This window comes from Xylanibacter ruminicola 23 (assembly GCF_000025925.1).
GTDB lineage: Bacteria > Bacteroidota > Bacteroidia > Bacteroidales > Bacteroidaceae > Prevotella > Prevotella ruminicola.
In genome coordinates, this window is the sequence record NC_014033.1 from 1 (window position 1) to 18,164 (window position 18,164).

At 48.9% G+C, this 18,164-nt stretch carries 10 protein-coding genes and 1 tRNA gene; 1 reads left to right on the forward strand and 10 read right to left on the reverse strand.

Features of this window, described 5'->3' with window-relative positions; all coding sequences use genetic code 11:
* Positions 1 to 175 precede the first annotated feature (175 nt).
* From PRU_RS00005 to alaS, 9 genes are all read right to left on the reverse strand, one after another.
* Entirely contained in the window at positions 176 to 2,320 is a 2,145-nt protein-coding gene (locus tag PRU_RS00005) for a hypothetical protein (RefSeq protein ID WP_013065143.1), read from the reverse strand.
* Between the two features lie 169 nt (positions 2,321 to 2,489).
* Complete coding sequence (locus tag PRU_RS00010; protein ID WP_013065329.1) at positions 2,490 to 3,605, reverse strand: hypothetical protein; 1,116 nt, start codon at positions 3,603 to 3,605, stop codon at positions 2,490 to 2,492.
* A gap of 80 nt (positions 3,606 to 3,685) precedes the next feature.
* Entirely contained in the window at positions 3,686 to 4,834 is a 1,149-nt protein-coding gene (locus PRU_RS00015) for an OmpA family protein (protein WP_224083002.1), read from the reverse strand.
* 42 nt (positions 4,835 to 4,876) lie between these two features.
* Positions 4,877 to 6,862: a lipoprotein gene (locus PRU_RS00020; RefSeq protein ID WP_013063408.1), complete on the reverse strand. Its 1,986-nt coding sequence runs from the start codon at positions 6,860 to 6,862 to the stop codon at positions 4,877 to 4,879.
* Between the two features lie 209 nt (positions 6,863 to 7,071).
* Positions 7,072 to 7,152, reverse strand: a tRNA-Leu gene (locus PRU_RS00025).
* Between the two features lie 61 nt (positions 7,153 to 7,213).
* On the reverse strand, positions 7,214 to 8,209 hold the full coding sequence (locus PRU_RS00030) for a S41 family peptidase (RefSeq protein ID WP_013062997.1): 996 nt from the start codon (positions 8,207 to 8,209) through the stop codon (positions 7,214 to 7,216).
* Positions 8,206 to 8,970: a DUF3316 domain-containing protein gene (locus PRU_RS00035; RefSeq protein ID WP_013065742.1), complete on the reverse strand. Its 765-nt coding sequence runs from the start codon at positions 8,968 to 8,970 to the stop codon at positions 8,206 to 8,208. Before PRU_RS00035 ends, PRU_RS00030 begins: the two co-directional genes overlap by 4 nt.
* On the reverse strand, positions 8,954 to 11,626 hold the full coding sequence (locus tag PRU_RS00040) for a DNA gyrase/topoisomerase IV subunit A (protein ID WP_013064975.1): 2,673 nt from the start codon (positions 11,624 to 11,626) through the stop codon (positions 8,954 to 8,956). Before PRU_RS00040 ends, PRU_RS00035 begins: the two co-directional genes overlap by 17 nt.
* A 91-nt stretch (positions 11,627 to 11,717) precedes the next feature.
* Positions 11,718 to 14,384 carry an alanine--tRNA ligase gene (gene alaS, locus PRU_RS00045; RefSeq protein ID WP_028907269.1) on the reverse strand — a complete coding sequence of 889 codons (2,667 nt, stop codon included), beginning with the start codon at positions 14,382 to 14,384 and terminating at the stop codon, positions 11,718 to 11,720.
* Positions 14,385 to 14,512: 128 nt separating this feature from the next.
* Between alaS and PRU_RS00050 the strand changes: the two genes are divergently transcribed.
* Complete coding sequence (locus PRU_RS00050) at positions 14,513 to 14,860, forward strand: MerR family transcriptional regulator (protein WP_013063345.1); 348 nt, start codon at positions 14,513 to 14,515, stop codon at positions 14,858 to 14,860.
* A 35-nt stretch (positions 14,861 to 14,895) separates the two neighbouring features.
* Here PRU_RS00050 and PRU_RS00055 read toward each other — a convergent pair whose 3' ends face one another.
* A complete protein-coding gene (locus PRU_RS00055; RefSeq protein WP_013063775.1) occupies positions 14,896 to 18,138 on the reverse strand; it encodes a S41 family peptidase in 3,243 nt (1,080 codons plus the stop codon).
* Between the last annotated feature and the right edge of the window lie 26 nt (positions 18,139 to 18,164).

Below are 18,164 nucleotides of genomic sequence, written 5' to 3' on the forward strand. Positions count from 1 at the left end.
TACCATTTGAGTATTTCTGAATTTAGGTATTTATTTTCGCGTTCGTATAGAAATACTCCACCTGCTGCACCTGCACCACCCAGAATACGAGATTGTATAAAAAATCAGGGCGGCCTATGGTGGGGCTGCCCTGATGATGTTATGTTAGATTCTTTTGTTTGAATCTGTAGTTACTTTACTCTGCTGCGGGCTTTGGAGTGATGGTACGGTAGCCATCCTTCTTTGTCTCGGTAAGTTTTGTCTCGTCAATAACTAGTTCTGCATCCGTGGCACTGTTGAGGATATAAATTGGAGATGCGCCAGTTTGTCCAGTCTTTGCTTTTAATTGATTGAAGTCATCTCCAAACACTAGGGTACCATTTACACGAGCACCGACTTTATCAGGACCTCCAATGGCTTCTAATAAGCCACCGTTGAGAGTGAGGTTGTTGTCGACACGTAGACCAGGATATGCGCACTTACTCTCCGCAATAATTGAACCCTTACCCTTTATGGTTACGTTATCTGTTAACAGAGCTGCTCTTGTCCAGCTGAGATTATCTTCTCCTGTCAGTGTTGCTGTGATAGCTGTTCCTTCTCCAAGTGTGATTGTAGCATTTTGCAATGCTAATCCGTAATAACCATTCTCACTTTCAGTAACAATCTTTGAGCCATCACCAATTGTAACCTCACCTGTGGTGTTAATAACCATTCCGTAGCCAATTCTACTCCAGTTGTCGGGAGTTCCGATTGCTTCAATTGTTACATTTTTGCCGATTGTCAATTTCTTGTCGCTACCGTTAAAGTCGAAGCCACTTCCGCCGGTGCCTGTAGTTTTAGTAATTACTCTAGCATTATCTTTAATGGTGACTGTGGTATTGTTAGTATATAATCCGCTAGCATTTTTAGCAGCGATAGCTTTTACTTCTGCATTTTCACCAATGGTTATCTCACTATTAGAAGCGGAAATAGCGTAATTACCTGCTTTTTCGTTGCTTACATTAATCTTCTTGTTATCTGCAATATTCAAGATTACGCCATCTTTTATAATAATACTGTTTAAATTCATGTCCTCGTTTAGAGTGATGGTTGGTGCACCGGCCTTGGTGAATACCCATGTTGATCCGCCTGTATAGTATCCGCTTCCGTAACTGTCTATACTTAAATTTTTGTAATTAAGAGTACCTTCACCTTTCTTAGTGGCTGGACATTGGATATATAGTGTTTCGCATTCATTTTCACCAATCAAAGTAACGTTTGCCTTAGCACCCCATCCATAGATGTCGTGTGTACCGTCATATTCTACCCATCCGTGTTTATCACCGATATTGATAGAACGGTCTTTGCCTAATCTAATGTTGTTAAGTGTTACATTCACTTCTTTTCCTGTAACGCCGCCAACAACAACGTTCAGAGAGTCTAAGGTTGGGCCGGATTGTGTAACGATAAATGATTTACCATCTTCAACTTCCTGACTAAATGTAGCAGGCCAGCCGTTATTGATGTTGTTCATGTACCATGTGTTATTTGGATCTGTACGCATGTAGGCATCCCATTTTGTCAAATCAACACCAGTCTGGATGAATGGAATTCCACCTATGTAATTTGATACTTTACCTGCAGCCAACGTGGGATAATCGGCTAATTTGAATGTTCCGCCACGAGTATATCCGTCCTTACTATCTGATGAAATAGTGTATTCTGTCTCTGGATCAGTATTCATAGGTAAAGCTATATACAAATCTGTTGATGTGTAGGGATCAAATTCTTCATTAACAGTCCATTCGAATGTCTGATTGCCTTCTACAAATAAGATTTTATCACCACCTTTAATGTAACCTAATGAAGTATAGGCGATGGCAGCTGTATTATCCATCTTGGCAGATGCTGTGGTCAGGGTGCCTGAGTTAGCATTGTAAATCTTAATGGGAACTTCGGCAGTCTGAACTATACCATTTTCGATGGCAGATTTCAGTGTTCCATCCTGTTTTGTCAGATCGTTGCCAATCTTGGTGGTTATAATCAGGTTATTGCCAATGGAACCGGTTAATGTGCCAGCATATGTGCCATAGTCGCCTATCGCAGGAGCTGCATCTGTAGTAATGGTTCCCATAAGTGTATTCTCCTCGTTAAGTACATAGAGAGTAGTAGGTGCCTTATAGGTATAAGGTACGCTGTTCTCATCAACTGCTCCGTTAAAATCAAAATCTGCGAATTTTACGCTTACTGAGTAGTTCCACGACTGAGCGGGATCCTGTGCTGGGTTGTCTACTACGTCTTCGCACGAGTAGAATGCAAAGCCCGTCATTAAGAGGGCTGCAAACAAAAATAGTTTTTTCATACGCTCTATTGTTAAAGGGTTAATAATAAATGTTTTTAGATATTGTTTCTGCAAATATACGTAAAAAAACTATTGGTTGTACTATTTAATGGTTAATAAATACTAAACGCCGCCAAAATTATTTTTTGGCGACGTTTAGTAGGGATAAATATCGTGTTTTTGTCGATAATTATTTAATCACAACCTTCTTTCCGCTTTGAATGTATATACCAGGACGGAGGGTTTTGGCGTTGGCCTTGGTACCGGTGAGGGTATAGATGGTATCATCGGCTTTGTTTTTGGTATCTGCATTGATGTTGCGGATGCCTGTATATTCACCGCTGCTGAGTGCTTGGAAATCACCTGTATATTCCTCAGGGATATTCAGCCAACAGGTATTCATAGGGATATAGTGTTTCTTGGTAAGATAGTCGCTGGTGGCTTTAACGAATGCCAGTTCGCCAGCGTCGTTCTTACCTAACACACGCATGCTGCTCTCGTCGTAGCGTACGTTTACCTTGTGGCCGCTGGTGGTGCTGGCAAAGTAGGTCCCGCCCAGCATGTTGCTTGCTGGTGCAGTTGTTTCATCGGTTACAGGTATTACCTTGTTGTTGGCGGGATCGTTGCTGCTGCACATAAATACTAATGGTGTTGCAGCAGGAATAACCTCGCTGGTAATCTCCTGCAGTCGGCACTTGCCTTCGGCTATCGCATCAACATAATAGAACTTGATGCCGCTTGATGCTGCCTTAAAGGGATAGCTGGCATAAAGAGTGCCGTAGTAGTTGTCGCCAACCTGTACAGTGGGTTGCAAGCCAATATAGTTGTTTTCGGTATCAACAGGGATAAAGCTCCAGTACTGATAAGCCGAATTGCCGCTACGCTTTACGTAGCCCTCACCATCAACATCTTCTTCGCTATCGTATAGTCGACCTTCCATACCATTGTATGTAACTGCCAAGATGTAACCGGAATCCTTTGGCCTTAGTTCTAAATATGTCCTTCCTCCTGTGATGGCATAGATACCTGTTCCTTGTACTTTCAAGTCGTATTTTGAATCGTGCTGTTCAACGTAGATGATAGATGCAGGATTGCTCTTTACTTTATCGAAACCACTCCATGTTACGATATTACTCAAATCAACATTAGTACTTGAGTAATCTACAGTTCCCACTGCATTATCTCTGAGTGTGATGTAGCGTGAACTTGCATTGTTTTGGACACGGTAAAAACCGTTGGCTACCTGTGCAATAGCCTGAAATGTTGTAAGGATGCTTACGAGAGTGATTAGAACTATTCTTTTCATCGGGTTATCCTATATTAGTTTTCAAGAAAAAGCCCAGCCCCAAATGGGACTGGGCTCATCATTTTATCTTAATCTGTAGATTACTCTGCGATTACGATAGATACACGGTTGCTGTCGTTGTCAGCGAATGGCTGTACACGAGCACCCTTGCTGTCGTAGCTGATGCGGCTTGCTGCAACGCCAGCCTTCTTCAGAGCCTTAACAACAACGTCGGCACGACCAGCAGCCAGGCGATCGTTGATGCGATCGTTACCTGTACCTGCGTCAGCGTAACCAGTGATGTTAACCTTAGCCTCAGGGTTAGCGTTCAGGTACTCTACTACCTCGTTAACCTTCTGCTGCTCGCTCTTGCGGATAACAGTCTTACCGATAGCGAAGAAGATATCGCGGCGGAGAGCCTCAGTCTTAGCCTCTGGCTCCTCAACCTTAGCAGGAACCTCAACAATCTTCTCAACAATCTTCTCTACGTAGCGGATCTCTGGCTCTGGAGCAGGGATGAAACGTGTAGAGTAGGTGTTACCAAGGGCAATCTTCACACCAGCCAGTGCGTTGAAGTACCAATCCCAGTTCTTAGCCTTCTTTGAGTTGTACTTGTCGTTAAGAGTGTTAGCGCTCAGCTCGAGACCGATGCTAACCTTGTCGCTTACCTTGAAGTCACCCATCAGACCAAACTGACCCATGAGGCGAACCTTTGTGCCGTCCCACAGATACTCCAGACCCTGGTTTGTGGTGTAAGTAGTACCGTTAGCACCAACGATTGTACCCATAGCGCGGATAGCCTTGTCAGCATCAGCAGCCTCTGTGTTAGAGAAACCGATGTTCAGACCGATACCAGCGAAAGCGCTCAGGTTGAATACACGGTTAGGATTGAAACCGAACAGTGCGTTAGAAACGTTGAATGTAGCGTCAATTGTAGGAGCTACGTAGTTCCACTTCCACTTGTACTCCTTGTTAGAAATATCGAACTTGCTACCAGCCTTGCTCTGCCATGCGTTAACGGCCAAGCGGGCACCCCACAGCTTTGAGAACTGACGGCCTACAGTTGCCTGTACGTTGTATGACAGCAGATCGCCGAAGCTTACCTCACCGAGTGTGTACTGAGCGCCCAGAGGCTGAATCTGTACATACCAGTGTGGCTCGAAGACGTATTCAGTCGTGCCCTTCTGCTCCTGTGCATTTGCTGAAATACCAGCCAACAGCATCAGGCAAGACAATATTGTTTTCTTCATTTTCATATTCTGTTTACTAATTATTTAATTCGCGAATGTTAATTACTTCACAGTGATGTTGTACTTCTTAGATACCTGGTTGCCATAGAAGTCGAGAGCGCTGTAGATAACAGTGTACTTACCAGCCTTCAGGTTAGCCTCAATCTTCTTGAAGTCCTTGTCACCCTTAGTCATGAGCTTCTGAACTGCGAATGAACCGTCAGCAGCCTTGATAGCAACGTACTTCTTGAATGCAGGAGCGAAGAGCTCGTTGGTTACTGTGGTAGGAACGAGAGTTACCTTACCAGCAGGAATAACCTGACCCTCGAAGAAGCGAGTTACGTTGTAGTTCTCACCAGCCTGGAACAGGATAACTGGCTCGAGAATACGTGTCAGACCATCGTTAGCAACCTTTGTGATAACGCGGTTGATCTCACGCTCCAAGAAGTCGCTTACGCGAACCTCGAAGGTCTTTGTGCGATCAGCGTAGCTTGTAACGTTAGCCTGCAGGCTCTTGATCTCGTTGATGATTGACTGGATGTCAACGTTAGCACCGTTCAGCGAACCGTTAACCTCTCCGAGCAGAGTGTTTACTGCAGCAGTCAAGTCAGCATCGATAGTTGTGGTGTGATGTGTAGTATAAACTGCACCAGGATTAGAACCATCAGTATTAATTACAACATCTGGTGCTGTTGGATTTACCCAGATATGAAGAGTCTGAGAGGTTTTGAACTGATTCAGCTGAGCAGTTGTCAGATTAATGTTAGCGATAGTGATATTGTTGATACCAATGCTGTTAACCTTGTTTGCAATCTTGTTCAGAATGCGAGCAACCTGACGGTCGATCTTGTCGAGGCTTACCTGACGGCCGTCAACGAGGTCCTTACCGAAGTCGAATGACAGTGGCTTGTAAGCTGTAGCAGCGATAGAGTAGTCAGACAGTACGCTACGAACACCTACTGTATCCTCCCACTGAGCCTCGAGAGCCAGAGCGGGCAGAGAAGGAACCTTAGCCTGCAGCAGAGAAGCTACAATCTGAGCAGAGTTCTTCAGAACGCTCTTAGTTGTGCTCTTGGTCAGGTCTGCGTAGTTGTTACGGTTAACATCCTGAGCAGCAGCCTTAACCTCGCTCAGAATAGCGCGAACGTCAGCAGCGATACCCTTATAGTCGATAATCTCGGCAGGAGCGATAGTAGCGAGGTCAGTAGCCTCGAGGTCGATACCAGCCTGAGCCTTCCACAGAACGGGCTTGAACTCGTCAGCACGTGTGATACCCCATGTCAGAACAGAAGTAGTATCCTTCTCAGCGTCCTTCAGAGAGATTGTTACGAAGCTCTCGTTATTCTGGCTGTCAACCAGCTTCAGAGCCTTCAGGTTCTTAACGTTAACGTTAGATGGGTTCAGAGTGAACCAAACTGTACCAGCGTCAGCCAGCTCAGTCTCTTCGTCAGCCTTTGGCAGGATGTCGCCGTTGCTCCAGCTGTACTGGTCAACACCAGCGAAGTCAGCAGCCTCAAGAGCTGTACCGTGACCAGCCATAGTTGTTGTTGAAGGGAACTTACCAGTTGTGGTAGCCTTACCCATAGCAGTGCCGAGGAACTGAAGGTTCAGACCTGGGAACAGCTTGCTATTGTCGAGAATGCTTGTAGATGTAGCGTTAACAGTTACGCTAGTAACCATCTTCTGGAGAGCCTCAACGATAGTGTTGATCTTAGTCTCAACCTGTGTGAGCTGACCCTCGATGGTCTTTGTTACCTGAGCCAGGCTATCCTTCTCCTGCTCCAGAGTAGATACACGGTTCTTCAGGCTTGTAACGTCGCTCTTCAGAGTCTTGATGTCGCTCTCAGCAGTGTCCATACGGCCTTCGAGTGCATCGATGTCCTTCTCAGCCTGCTCTACGCGTGGCTCGAGGTTAGCCTTAACGGCATTTACCTGTGCCATCAAGTCTGTCTTTACATCCTCGCTTGTGTCCTTACAAGAAACGAATGATGTTGATGTAGCACCTACGAGGGCTACCATCAGAATACCATTGATAATTTTCTTTTTCATTGAACTTAAAAATTATAATTAAACAAATAAATAAAACAATAATATCGTACGTTAATTTATATAAATCGGTGACAAAAGTAGGAAATATAATTGAAACTTGCAAGAAATATTAGGTTTTTTTTTCAAAAAACCGCAAATTTCTGCCGAAATACCTGCAATATGGTAGTTTTTTCCATTTATAGCTCCTTTTTATGTTATTTTAAGTGATGTGCGCCTGACAGGACTCGAACCTGCACGTCGTAAACACTAGATCCTAAGTCTAGCGCGTCTACCAATTCCGCCACAGGCGCTTTATCGGGGGGCAAAGGTACTGCTTTTTTTTGTTTTAAGCAAGGATTTATTGTATTTTTTTTAATTATTATTAAGTAAGGTACGCGCGTGTTCTATTATTGTATCTTTACCTTTGTTAAAATCTTCGTCGGTCAGCGCCACGTTGTAGTCGGGATCGATACCAAACTCGGTTTGGTTATGGTTGGCATCGTAGGTGGGGCAGGCCGAGAAACGTACTGTCCAACCGTTAGGCAGACTGGCGGTGAAGGGTAGGCCACTGCCACCACCGGTACGGTCGCCCACTACGGTTACCTGTGGCATGCACTTCATATAGGTGGTAAACTCGTTGGCAGCACTAAACACACCGCGGTTGGTAAGCAGTACCACCTTTTTCTGCCAGCGCAAGTTGCTGCTGGGCTCTATATACTGTGGCTCCTGTGCTGAGAAGTCGTTATGACCTTTACCGGTTTTATGCTGTATGTAGCCAACCGGTGTTTTCTGATTGCAGAAACGGGCGGCCAATTTTTCGGCATTGGTCAGGTCGCCACCGCCGTTACTTCGAATGTCGAGTATCATGCCCTGGCAGAACATGAGGTGCTGTATCACCTCGTCGAGATTACCTTCGCCCACAGCACTTGAAAAGCTGCCATAATATACATAGCCGATGTTATCGTCGAGGATGCGGTAGCGCAGGCCACCGGCAATACGGTAGTCGGTGCCTAAGTAACGACGCTGCAGGGTATCGCTGAAGTTGGTGGGGTAGTCCTCGTGCCAGTTCCAGTAACGACCGTTGTCGAACGCGGTGTAGAGGTTTACATGTCCGTCGCGCAGTTTGGATAGCATATCGGTGAGCACCTCGAACAGCTGCTCGCGGTTCATATTGTCGTTTACACGTACCTTGTAGGTCTGGTAAATCTGGTTCCAATCGATATCTTTGTAGTCGAAAAAGCAGTAGTGCTCATCGATGATATGCCACAAGGCCTCGAAGTTGCCTGTGGGTGTATCGGGGCGTTCTTCCTCCTTTACGCAGGAAGTTATGGAAAAAATCAAGAGAATTAACAGCGTTATCTTTTTCATAGGCTGCGGGTGATGCCAAGCAGGATACGGTGGGTATAGGTGTGCTGCTTGAGGTTGTTGACTTGGGCTTGCTGGTAGTTACCGAGGTAGGCCAGGCGCAGTGCCCATTTTTGAGTGCAGTGCCAATCCACCGAGGCCAACTGACGGAAGGTGGGGGCTGAAACAAAAGTGGTGGGTACGATGTTATGATCGTAGTTGCCCCGCGAAAAGATTTCGTAGTAGCTCTGTCCGTAGTTAGGACTGAACATCACGCCTACCAGTGGCAGGTTGAGTTCGTAACGGGCAGTAAAACGATGACGACTGATGTGGAAACCGTACGTAGCAGTGGCACTTGGCATGATGTTGAGCGCTGCACGTGCCTGGGCGGGGTTGTTGCTGCTGGTCATGTTGTAGATGGCGCCAGCGCAGAGGTTGGCGGCTACACCTGCCTGCAGTTTCAGTCCGTTGAGTACGGGACGGAAATTGTAGTAGCGTGCCCAATAGAGATTGTAAGTGATTTCCAAATCGTTGATGTTATGGCTACGGTCGTGGGTGTTCGAGAGGTCGACCTCGTGCTCATAGGTGTTGCTCCAACGGCGGGTGGTGTCGCGCTGCTCTTTGATATACATGTAGGTAATGCCCGTGCCGCTAAAGTTCTCGGGGGTTAGGTAAGTATCGAGAACTTTGGTTGGGCCAAGGCCTATCATGTGTGATTTGTTTTGTGCATTTGCCGCGGTAGCAGCAAAGCACAAAACACACAATATACTATTTAAAATCTTCATTATCAAAAAGATTTAGCTGACCGGTGAGCTCGTCGCGTATCTGCTGCTCACTTTTGCCGGCATCTGGGTCGAGGTCTTCTTCCTCGGGTTCGGTATCGGCATCCGCTGTCTCGGCCGGTGGCTCTGGGAAGCGGGTGGGCTCCAACTCCTCGATGTTTTCGAGGGCATAGGTAGTGAGGCGCTTACCCTTGGCCTTATAACCCTTTACGGCAATGAACTGCTCGGCATCAATCTCCTCGCTGCCACGGAAGGCATCGGCACCGCCGTAGGTTACCTGCAAACGTGGATAAGGTGTGTCGGTGAGCAACAGCAACTGTGATGCTGGATTGTCCGAAAGCCAGTTCTGCTTTTTCTTAGTGGCATCCATCTGGAATCGCTTCAGATATGGATAGCCCTGGTTGTCGGCATCGTAGAGTACGGCCGTCCAAACCTTGTCGGCATCGTATTTCTCGATGCGCAGGATGTTCGACTCGTAGTGGTTGGCCAAATCAAAGTTGCTCAGATAGTAGTCGCCGTTCGAGAGGATGACCAGAATCTGGTCGTCGTCGTAGAACTCGCCCAGCATCTTTCCGTGGTCGTCGTAGTTCAAGCGGTTCACGTCGGGATCGAACCAAACCTTGCGACCACCCAGTGTAGAGTGTCCGTGACTCTTCAGTCCGATGCGGGTTACCTGATACTTGGTGAGCAGGTTACCCTTCGAGGCGCGCCCCTTGATCATAATCTCTGAAAAATCTTTGACTAAGAACACGCGTTTGATGTTCTGTGAGGGGTCGAGCGTTACCTTGATCACCTCGGCCTCGCCGTTGGGGTTGGCGGTGAAGTACATCACGCGACTGCCGTCGGTGCCCTGCGTCAGGTCGTACTCCTTGTCGCGGGTCATGCTGGTAACGTTGAAGCGCTTGATGTAGCAGGCGCCCTTCTTACCATCACGATAAACGGCATTGTAGATGGTACGTGAGTCGTTCTTCTTGAACACGTTCACATACAGGATGTTCTTACCCACGAACAGTTTCTCGGCTACGCGTACAATCTTGTATTTACCATCTTTGTAAAAAATGATGACATCATCGAGGTCGGAGCAGTTGCATACAAACTCGTCCTTCTTCAGTCCGGTACCGATAAAGCCATCGCTGCGGTTGATGTACAACTTCTGGTTGGCTTCGGCCACTTTGGCTGAGTCGATGGTGTCGAAATTGCGAATCTCGGTCAGACGTGGATGGTCCTTGCCGTACTTATCCTTTAGGAACTGGAACCAGTTGGCTGTTACCTCTACCAGGTTAGCCAGATCGCGGTCGATCTCCTCAATCTCTGCCTTCAGACGTGCCATGAGCTCGTCGGCCTTATCCTTATTGAATTTCAGGATGCGCTGCATCTTGATTTCGAGCAATTTCAGGATATCGTCCTTGGTTACCTCGCGGATAAACTGCGGGTAGTAAGGTGTGAGACGCTCGTCGATATGTTCGCAAACGGCATCTACGTTAGGTGCCTGTTCAAATTTCTTGTCCTTATAGATACGCTCCTCGATGAAGATACGCTCCAAACTCTGGAAGTGCAACTGTTCTAACAGCTCGCCCTTGCGGATCTCCAGCTCCTGACGGATGAGGTCCTTGGTACGTTCTACTGAATGACGCAGCACATCGCTCACGGTGAGGAACTGTGGTTTGTTGTCCTCGATCACGCAGCAGTTAGGCGAGATGCTAACCTCGCAGTCGGTAAAGGCATAGAGGGCGTCGATAGTCTTGTCGCTTGATACGCCAGGTGCCAGGTGTACCTGGATTTCAACCTCGGCAGCAGTGAGGTCTTCAACCTTACGGGCCTTGATTTTTCCTTTCTCGATGGCCTTTACGATAGAGTCCTGCAGGGTCTCGGAGGTTTTTGAGAATGGTATCTCACGGATGACCAGCGTTTTCTGATCGATCTTCTCGATTTTGGCGCGTACCTTGATGACGCCGCCACGCTGACCGTCGTTATATTTCGAAACGTCGATGCTACCGCTGGTGGGGAAGTCGGGGTAGAGTGCGAATGGCTGCTGGTGCAGATAGCTGATGGCTGCATCGCAGATTTCGCAGAAGTTGTGTGGCAGGATTTTTGAACTCAATCCTACGGCGATACCCTCGGCACCCTGTGCCAACAGCAATGGGAATTTGACAGGGAGTGTGATTGGCTCCTTGTTACGACCGTCGTACGACATCTTCCACTCGGTGGTCTTGGGATTAAACACCGTGTCGAGGGCGAACTTAGAAAGGCGTGCCTCGATGTATCGTGGGGCAGCGGCCGATGAACCCGTGAGGATGTTTCCCCAGTTACCCTGCGTGTCGATGAGCAGATCTTTCTGTCCCAACTGCACTAAGGCGTCGCCGATAGAAGCATCACCGTGAGGGTGGAACTGCATGGTATGACCTACGATGTTGGCTACCTTGTTGTAGCGGCCATCGTCCATACGTTTCATAGAGTGCAGAATTCTACGCTGTACGGGTTTCAGTCCGTCGCCCAGATGGGGTACGGCACGCTCCAGGATTACGTAGCTGGCGTAATCCAGAAACCAGTTCTGATACATGCCGCTAAGATGATGAACCGCTGCGGCATCAAAGCGGTTGCTTGGTTTATAGTCGGAGTGCTGTTCCGACTGTTCAATCTCTTTAATCTCGTCGTCCATTCCTTTTTTATGCTGCGGTTTTTAGTACACGTAGAAAAAATTGCTAGTACACGTAGCCGTATTATTTTCTACGTGTACTAGCAAAAACAGGTTAGTTAAGCTTTGCCAGCTCTAACACCTTGTCAACGGCGGCGCTCAAGCCGTCGGCGTTCTTACCACCAGCCTGGGCAAAGTGAGGCTGACCGCCACCACCACCCTGGATGAGCTTAGCGGCCTCGCGAACCATCTGACCGGCATTCAGTCCGTGGTCGCTTACCATATCATCGCTCATCATGATGCTAAGCTGTGGTTTATTGTTGTCGTGAGTACCCAGTACACACAGCAGTGAGCCCTCTACAGCTGCACGAATCTTAAATGCCAGATCCTTGGCAGCAGCAGGATTCATAGGCAGAACGGCTGAAACAACCTTTACGCCGTTTACCTCGCGAGCCTTGTCGACCAGCTGCTTGGCAGCGCGCTCTACGGCCTGTGCCTGGAAAGCCTCAATCTCTTTCTTCATGGAGTCGTGCTCCTCGATATACTTCTTGATAACGCCCTGCAGGTCCTTGGCATTGTTGAAGAATGCCTTAACAGCCTTCAGGATATCCTCGGTCTGATACAGCAGCTCCTCGCACTCCTGACCGGTCTTGGCCTCGATACGACGGATGCCGGCAGCTACGCTGCTCTCAGAGATAATCTTGAAGAATCCGATACGACCGGTGCTTGAAGCGTGGATACCACCACAGAACTCGCAACTTGGACCGAAGCGAACCACACGAACCTTATCGCCGTACTTCTCGCCGAACAGGGCGATAGCACCAAGCTTCTTAGCCTCGTCGAAAGGCACGTCGCGGTGCTCGTCGATGTGGATGTCCTGACGGATCATATCGTTTACCATACGCTCAACCTCGCGCAGCTGCTCGTCGGTAACCTTCTCGAAGTGAGAGAAGTCGAAACGCAGGGTGTCGGGGCTTACAAACGAACCCTTCTGCTCTACGTGGTCGCCCAGAATCTGCTTCAAGGCATAGTCGAGCAGGTGAGTAGCGGTATGGTTAGCGGCCGATGCATTACGCTTGTCGGTATCAACGCATGCCATGAACTGGGCTGCGGGATCCTTTGGCAACTGCTTTACGATGTGAACGCTCTGACCGTTCTCGCGCTTGGTGTCGATGATGTTGATGGTCTCGGCCTCGTTAACGAGTACACCGCAATCACCAACCTGTCCACCCATCTCACCATAGAATGGGGTGTTATCGAGTACCAGCTCGTAGAACTCATTCTTTTTCTGAGTTACCTTGCGGTAGCGGATGATATGGCACTCGTATTCGGTATAATCATAACCAACGAACTGCTGCTCACCGGCGGCCAGCTCTACCCAGTCGCTGTTCTCAACGGCAGCGGCATTACGGGCACGGTCCTTCTGCTTCTGCATCTCAACATTGAACTGCTCCTCGTTAACGGTAAAACCGTTTTCACGACAGATGAGCTCGGTGAGGTCGAGAGGGAATCCGTAGGTGTCGAACAAACGGAAAGCCTGTACGCCATCCAACTCGGTCTTACCCTCGGCCTTGAGGGTATTCATAGCGTCGTTCAGCATGCCGATACCCTTTTCGAGGGTGCGGAGGAACGACTCTTCCTCTTCCTTGATTACCTTGGTGACAAGCTGCTGCTGGGCCTCCAACTCGGGGAAGGCACCGCCCATCTCGGCAACGAGTGTTGGAACAAGCTTATACAGGAAACCATCCTTCTGATTCAGGAAGGTATAGGCATAACGTACGGCACGGCGCAAGATACGACGAATCACATAACCAGCCTTGGCATTAGAAGGCAGCTGACCGTCGGCGATCGAGAAGGCAACGGCACGCAGGTGGTCGGCGCAAACACGCATGGCCACGTTGATGTCGTCCTGCTCCTTGCTGATAGGACTCTCGGTCTCCTCCTCGAAGGTGAAGTACTTCAGTCCGGTAATCTGCTGCTCGGCCTTGATGATAGGCTGGAATACGTCGGTATCGTAGTTGGAGTGCTTGCCCTGCATCATGCGGACCAGACGCTCAAAGCCCATACCGGTATCAATAACGTTCATTGACAGTGGCTCGAGTGAACCATCGGCCTTGCGGTTGAACTGCATGAACACGATGTTCCAGATTTCGATAACCTGTGGGTCGTCCTGGTTAACCAGCTCACGACCGGTCTTGCCGCTGGCAGCCTTCTGCTCAGGGGTACGGCTATCTACGTGGATCTCAGAGCAAGGACCGCAAGGACCTGTATCGCCCATTTCCCAGAAGTTGTCGTGCTTGTTTCCGTTGATGATATGATCCTCGGGTACGTGCTTTGCCCAGTACTTGGCAGCCTCGTCGTCGCGAGGGATGTTCTCCTCGGGCGAACCCTCGAATACAGTTACATAGAGATCCTCGGGATTCAGCTTCAGCACGTCAACCAGATACTCCCATGCCATATCGATGGCGCCCTCCTTAAAGTAGTCGCCAAAGCTCCAGTTACCGAGCATCTCGAACATGGTGTGGTGATAAGTATCGTGTCCAACCTCTTCAAGGTCGTTGTGCTTTCCTGATACACGCAGGCACTTCTGTGTATCCGCTCGACGGCGTGGCTCTGGATCGCGAGTACCCAGAATGATATCTTTCCATTGGTTCATACCTGCGTTCGTAAACATCAGTGTGGGATCGTCCTTGATCACCATTGGGGCTGATGGTACGATAGCGTGCTGCTTCGACTCGAAAAACTTCTTAAATGAGTCGCGAATCTCATTTGCTGTCATCATCTTATTTTACTATTTGACAATTTATGATTTACCATTTATAAATTTGGGTGCAAAGTTACACATTTTTTTCGTAAAAGTTTTGAGATTTCGGTGAAAAAGTTTACCTTTGCAGCAAAATAGTAGTAATTATGGCACTGAATTTGAATAGGAGGCTGAAAACGTACTACTCCATTAGGGAGGTTGCCGAGATGTTCGATTTGAACGAGAGTACGCTGCGCTACTGGGAAACTGAGTTTCCATTCCTGAAGCCAAAGACCTCGGGAACTGCGAAAATACGTCAGTATCAGGAGAAAGATCTGGATCAGATACGCCTGATACACAACCTGGTGAAAGTGCGTGGATTCAAGATTGCTGCTGCACGTGAGATGTTGACTAAAAACCGACAAGGCGTGCAGAAAACAGCCGATGCCTTACAGAACCTGATTGCGTTGCGCGAAGATTTGCAAGTGCTTAAAAGTCATCTCGATGCGCTCTAAATAAATAAGCCCCGCCAACCGGCGGGGCTTACTGTTTATCGTTTGTGACCTCCAAAATCATTCTTGGTCTTTTCCTTGAAGGCGGCGCCTTCCTTGAGCATCTCCTGTACGGCACGCTCTAACTGACGGTCGTGACCGTTGAGATAGTCCTCAGGGCTGTTGTAAACCTCGATGTCGGGGCACAGTGGGGTGTTCTCACCATAGTCGCCACGTACATCGATACGACCTACCTGTGGAATACCGAATACCACACCGTTGATGAGTGTCTCCCACCAAACGCTGGTAGATGTTCCGGCTACTGGGGTACCAATCAGTTTTCCAATCTTCATGTCCTGATACTGACGGGGGAATCCGCAGGCATTGCTGTAGTCGTCCTCGCAAAGTACCACGCACGAAGGCTTATTCCACTGGGCTGATGGCTCGATACCTAAGTACTTGCCATGGGCCATGAAGTGTGAGTGCTGACGACCGTTGAGCAGGTGGCACAGATCGTCGTGCAGGTAGCCACCACCATTATGGCGCTCATCTACAATCACGGCATCGCGCTCGCGGTTGGTCTCGTTCAGTATTTCCTCGTACAGCTTACGGAATTTATCGCCGTTCATCGACGAGATGTGTACATAAGCCAAACGGCCGTGTGACAGACTATCAACCAGTTTGCGGTTGCGCTCTACCCAACGATCGTAAAGGATATTGTTGTAAGCGGTGAGCGAGATGGCTTTGGTGTTAACGTTGCGACCATTGATGGTGAGACGTACCACCTTACCGGTCTTTCCAGCCAGCAGGGGATAGTAGTCGTCGCCTTTTCTGATTGGTGTGCCGTCGATGGCCTCGATAATATCACCAGCCTTTACACCGGTGTTACGTACGGCCAATTGCGAACCCTTTGGAATCTCGGCAATTTTCAGTCCGTCGCCTTTGTAGCTGTCGTCGAAGAACAAGCCTAATGAGGCAGTGCGGAACTCAACGGGATTCTGGTAACGTGCACCAGTATGCGAGGCATTCAGCTCACCTAACATCTCGGCCAGCATATCGCGGAAGTCGTACACGTTGTTGATGTATGGCAGGAACTTCTCGTAAATCTTTTTATAGCCAGCCCAGTCCACACCATGCAGATCGTCGCGGTAGAACTTATCATCAACCTGGCGCCAGATATGCTCGAACAGATACTGACGCTCGGCAAATGGACGGTTATTGAAGTCGGCTTCGAAATCAATAGCCTTACGGCTGCCTTTCGCGATGTCGATACGGCGCAGCGAACCCTTATTCATAAAGAATAGGTTTTTACCTTTCTTGTCGGTGCTCAGGCGTCCGTTGCCTACGCCACGAATCACCAGCTCGCTCTTATCCTCCAGCAGGTCGTACTTCCACAGGTCGTAGCCATCCTCGTAGGCAGCCTGGTAGTACAGGGTGTCGCCTTTTGGAGTGAGGTAGGCATCGCCCAAGCGGGTAGAGTGGGCGGTAAGACGTACAATGCGGTCCTTGGCATTCTCCAGATCGAACTGCAAAGGCTCAACGGCAGGCTTCTTTTCAGTAGCTTTCTTATCCTTACTGTCGGTAGCCGTGTTTTCTTTTTTGGCAGGCTTGTGAGCCTCGTCGTAGATGGCCTTCTCCTCCTTCGACATCTGGAAACGTTCGTAGGCATCGATATCAAAGAACATCAGGAAATAGTCGTTCTGCCATCCGTGTCCGCCGTGGTTCTTGAAGCCTCTGCGGTTGCTTGTGAACAGCATGGCCTTTCCACCGAGAACCCAGTGAGGGTTCATGTCGTAGTAAGAACTATTGGTCAGATTGTAGGGTTTCTGTTTACCCGAGGCATCAATCAGCGCAATATCATCGTGGTGGTAGCCGCCGTCGCCATAGTAAGTGGCCAGCAGCCAACGGCTGTCGGGGCTCCATTCAAAGTCGATGTCGCCATCAGAGTATGAGAAGAGGTCCTTGCCGTCCATCACAGTACGGATTTTCTTGGTGGCTAAATTGATGATACGGATGGTGCCGCGATCCTCGAAGAAAGCCAGCTCTTTGCTGTCGGGACTATAACGTGGATAGAACGAGGTGTGGTTTTGCTTGGTGAGCTGCTCCTCGGTCAGGTCGGTAGCATAGGTAAACTGCTTTTCGTCCTTGTTCTTGATGGTTGTCTGATAGATGTTCCAGCAACCATTACGCTCAGAGGCGTAGGCCAGCGAACGACCATCGGGTGAGAAACTCAGGTTGCGCTCCAGTTCGGGGGTGTCGGTGATGCGACGGGTGGTCTTGTAATCGGTTGCAGTTACATATACCTCGCCGTGAATCACAAAAGCCACCTCTTTGCCGCTGGGTGATGCCACAACCTCGGTAGCACCCTTGGTGAGCACCTCACGGATGAGTTCGCGGTCGGTCTTGTCGCTAACAATATTGATGTTTACACGCTGAGGCTGACTGCCCTGACGTACGGTGTAGATCTCGCCATCGTAGCCATAGCACAGGGTGCCGTTGTCAGCGGCAGTGAGGAAACGTACAGGATTGGTCTTATGACGTGTAATCTGCTGGTTCTGCTTGCCATCCAGACTGCGGTACCAAACATTAAAGGTACCATCCTGCTCGCTCAGGTAGTAATAACCCTTACCATCGGCGGTCCACACAGGTGTGCGGTCTTCGCCGGCAAAGTCGGTAAGCTTGGTGTATTTACCTTTCGACAGCATCCAGATGTCGCGGCAGATTGCCGACTGGTGGTGCTTGCGATACATATCCTCGCTGCCCTTGATGTCGTGATACAGCACATCGCCCGTTTTGCGGTTGATGTTGATATCGGCCATCATCAGTCCGGAGAACAAGCGTGGACGACCGCCCTTTACGCTCACCTCGTAAACCTGGGGAAACTTCCCAAGGCTGGGGATGATGCTCTGGCGTGTGGGCATGTCGGCCATGCTGAACAGCACGTGGTCGTTGTCGGCAAACGTCAGTACGTTCTTAAAATGGCTACTGGTGGTAATCTGCTGTGGCTGTCCGCCCTTGCTGGGCATCACCCATACATTGATGCCCCCCTCACGGTCGGAAGCAAAAGCAATCTTGCTGCCGTCGGGGCTCCAAACTGGGTTGTAGTCGTAAGCAGGGTTGGTGGTAAGCTGCTTGGCTGTACCACCTGTAACAGGCACTGTAAACAGATCGCCCTTGTACGAAAAAGCAATCGTCTGCCCGTCGGGCGAAATGGCACAGAAACGCATCCAGAGAGGACGCTCCTGGGCGATGGCCACGAGTGACAGTGTAGTGGTTAAAACTGTAATTAGTAATTTCTTCATATATATACCTTATTATATTAGTGAAT

What these genes read in the sequence shown, in the direction of transcription:
- PRU_RS00005 (WP_013065143.1), bottom strand. Translation starts at nt 2,320, where the DNA reads ATGAAAAAACTATTTTTGTTTGCAGCCCTCTTAATGACGGGCTTTGCA.
- PRU_RS00010 (WP_013065329.1), bottom strand. Translation starts at nt 3,605, where the DNA reads ATGAAAAGAATAGTTCTAATCACTCTCGTAAGCATCCTTACAACATTT.
- PRU_RS00015 (WP_224083002.1), bottom strand. Translation starts at nt 4,834, where the DNA reads ATGAAGAAAACAATATTGTCTTGCCTGATGCTGTTGGCTGGTATTTCA.
- PRU_RS00020 (WP_013063408.1), bottom strand. Translation starts at nt 6,862, where the DNA reads ATGAAAAAGAAAATTATCAATGGTATTCTGATGGTAGCCCTCGTAGGT.
- PRU_RS00030 (WP_013062997.1), bottom strand. Translation starts at nt 8,209, where the DNA reads ATGAAAAAGATAACGCTGTTAATTCTCTTGATTTTTTCCATAACTTCC.
- PRU_RS00035 (WP_013065742.1), bottom strand. Translation starts at nt 8,970, where the DNA reads ATGAAGATTTTAAATAGTATATTGTGTGTTTTGTGCTTTGCTGCTACC.
- PRU_RS00040 (WP_013064975.1), bottom strand. Translation starts at nt 11,626, where the DNA reads ATGGACGACGAGATTAAAGAGATTGAACAGTCGGAACAGCACTCCGAC.
- alaS (WP_028907269.1), bottom strand. Translation starts at nt 14,384, where the DNA reads ATGATGACAGCAAATGAGATTCGCGACTCATTTAAGAAGTTTTTCGAG.
- PRU_RS00050 (WP_013063345.1), top strand. Translation starts at nt 14,513, where the DNA reads ATGGCACTGAATTTGAATAGGAGGCTGAAAACGTACTACTCCATTAGG.
- PRU_RS00055 (WP_013063775.1), bottom strand. Translation starts at nt 18,138, where the DNA reads ATGAAGAAATTACTAATTACAGTTTTAACCACTACACTGTCACTCGTG.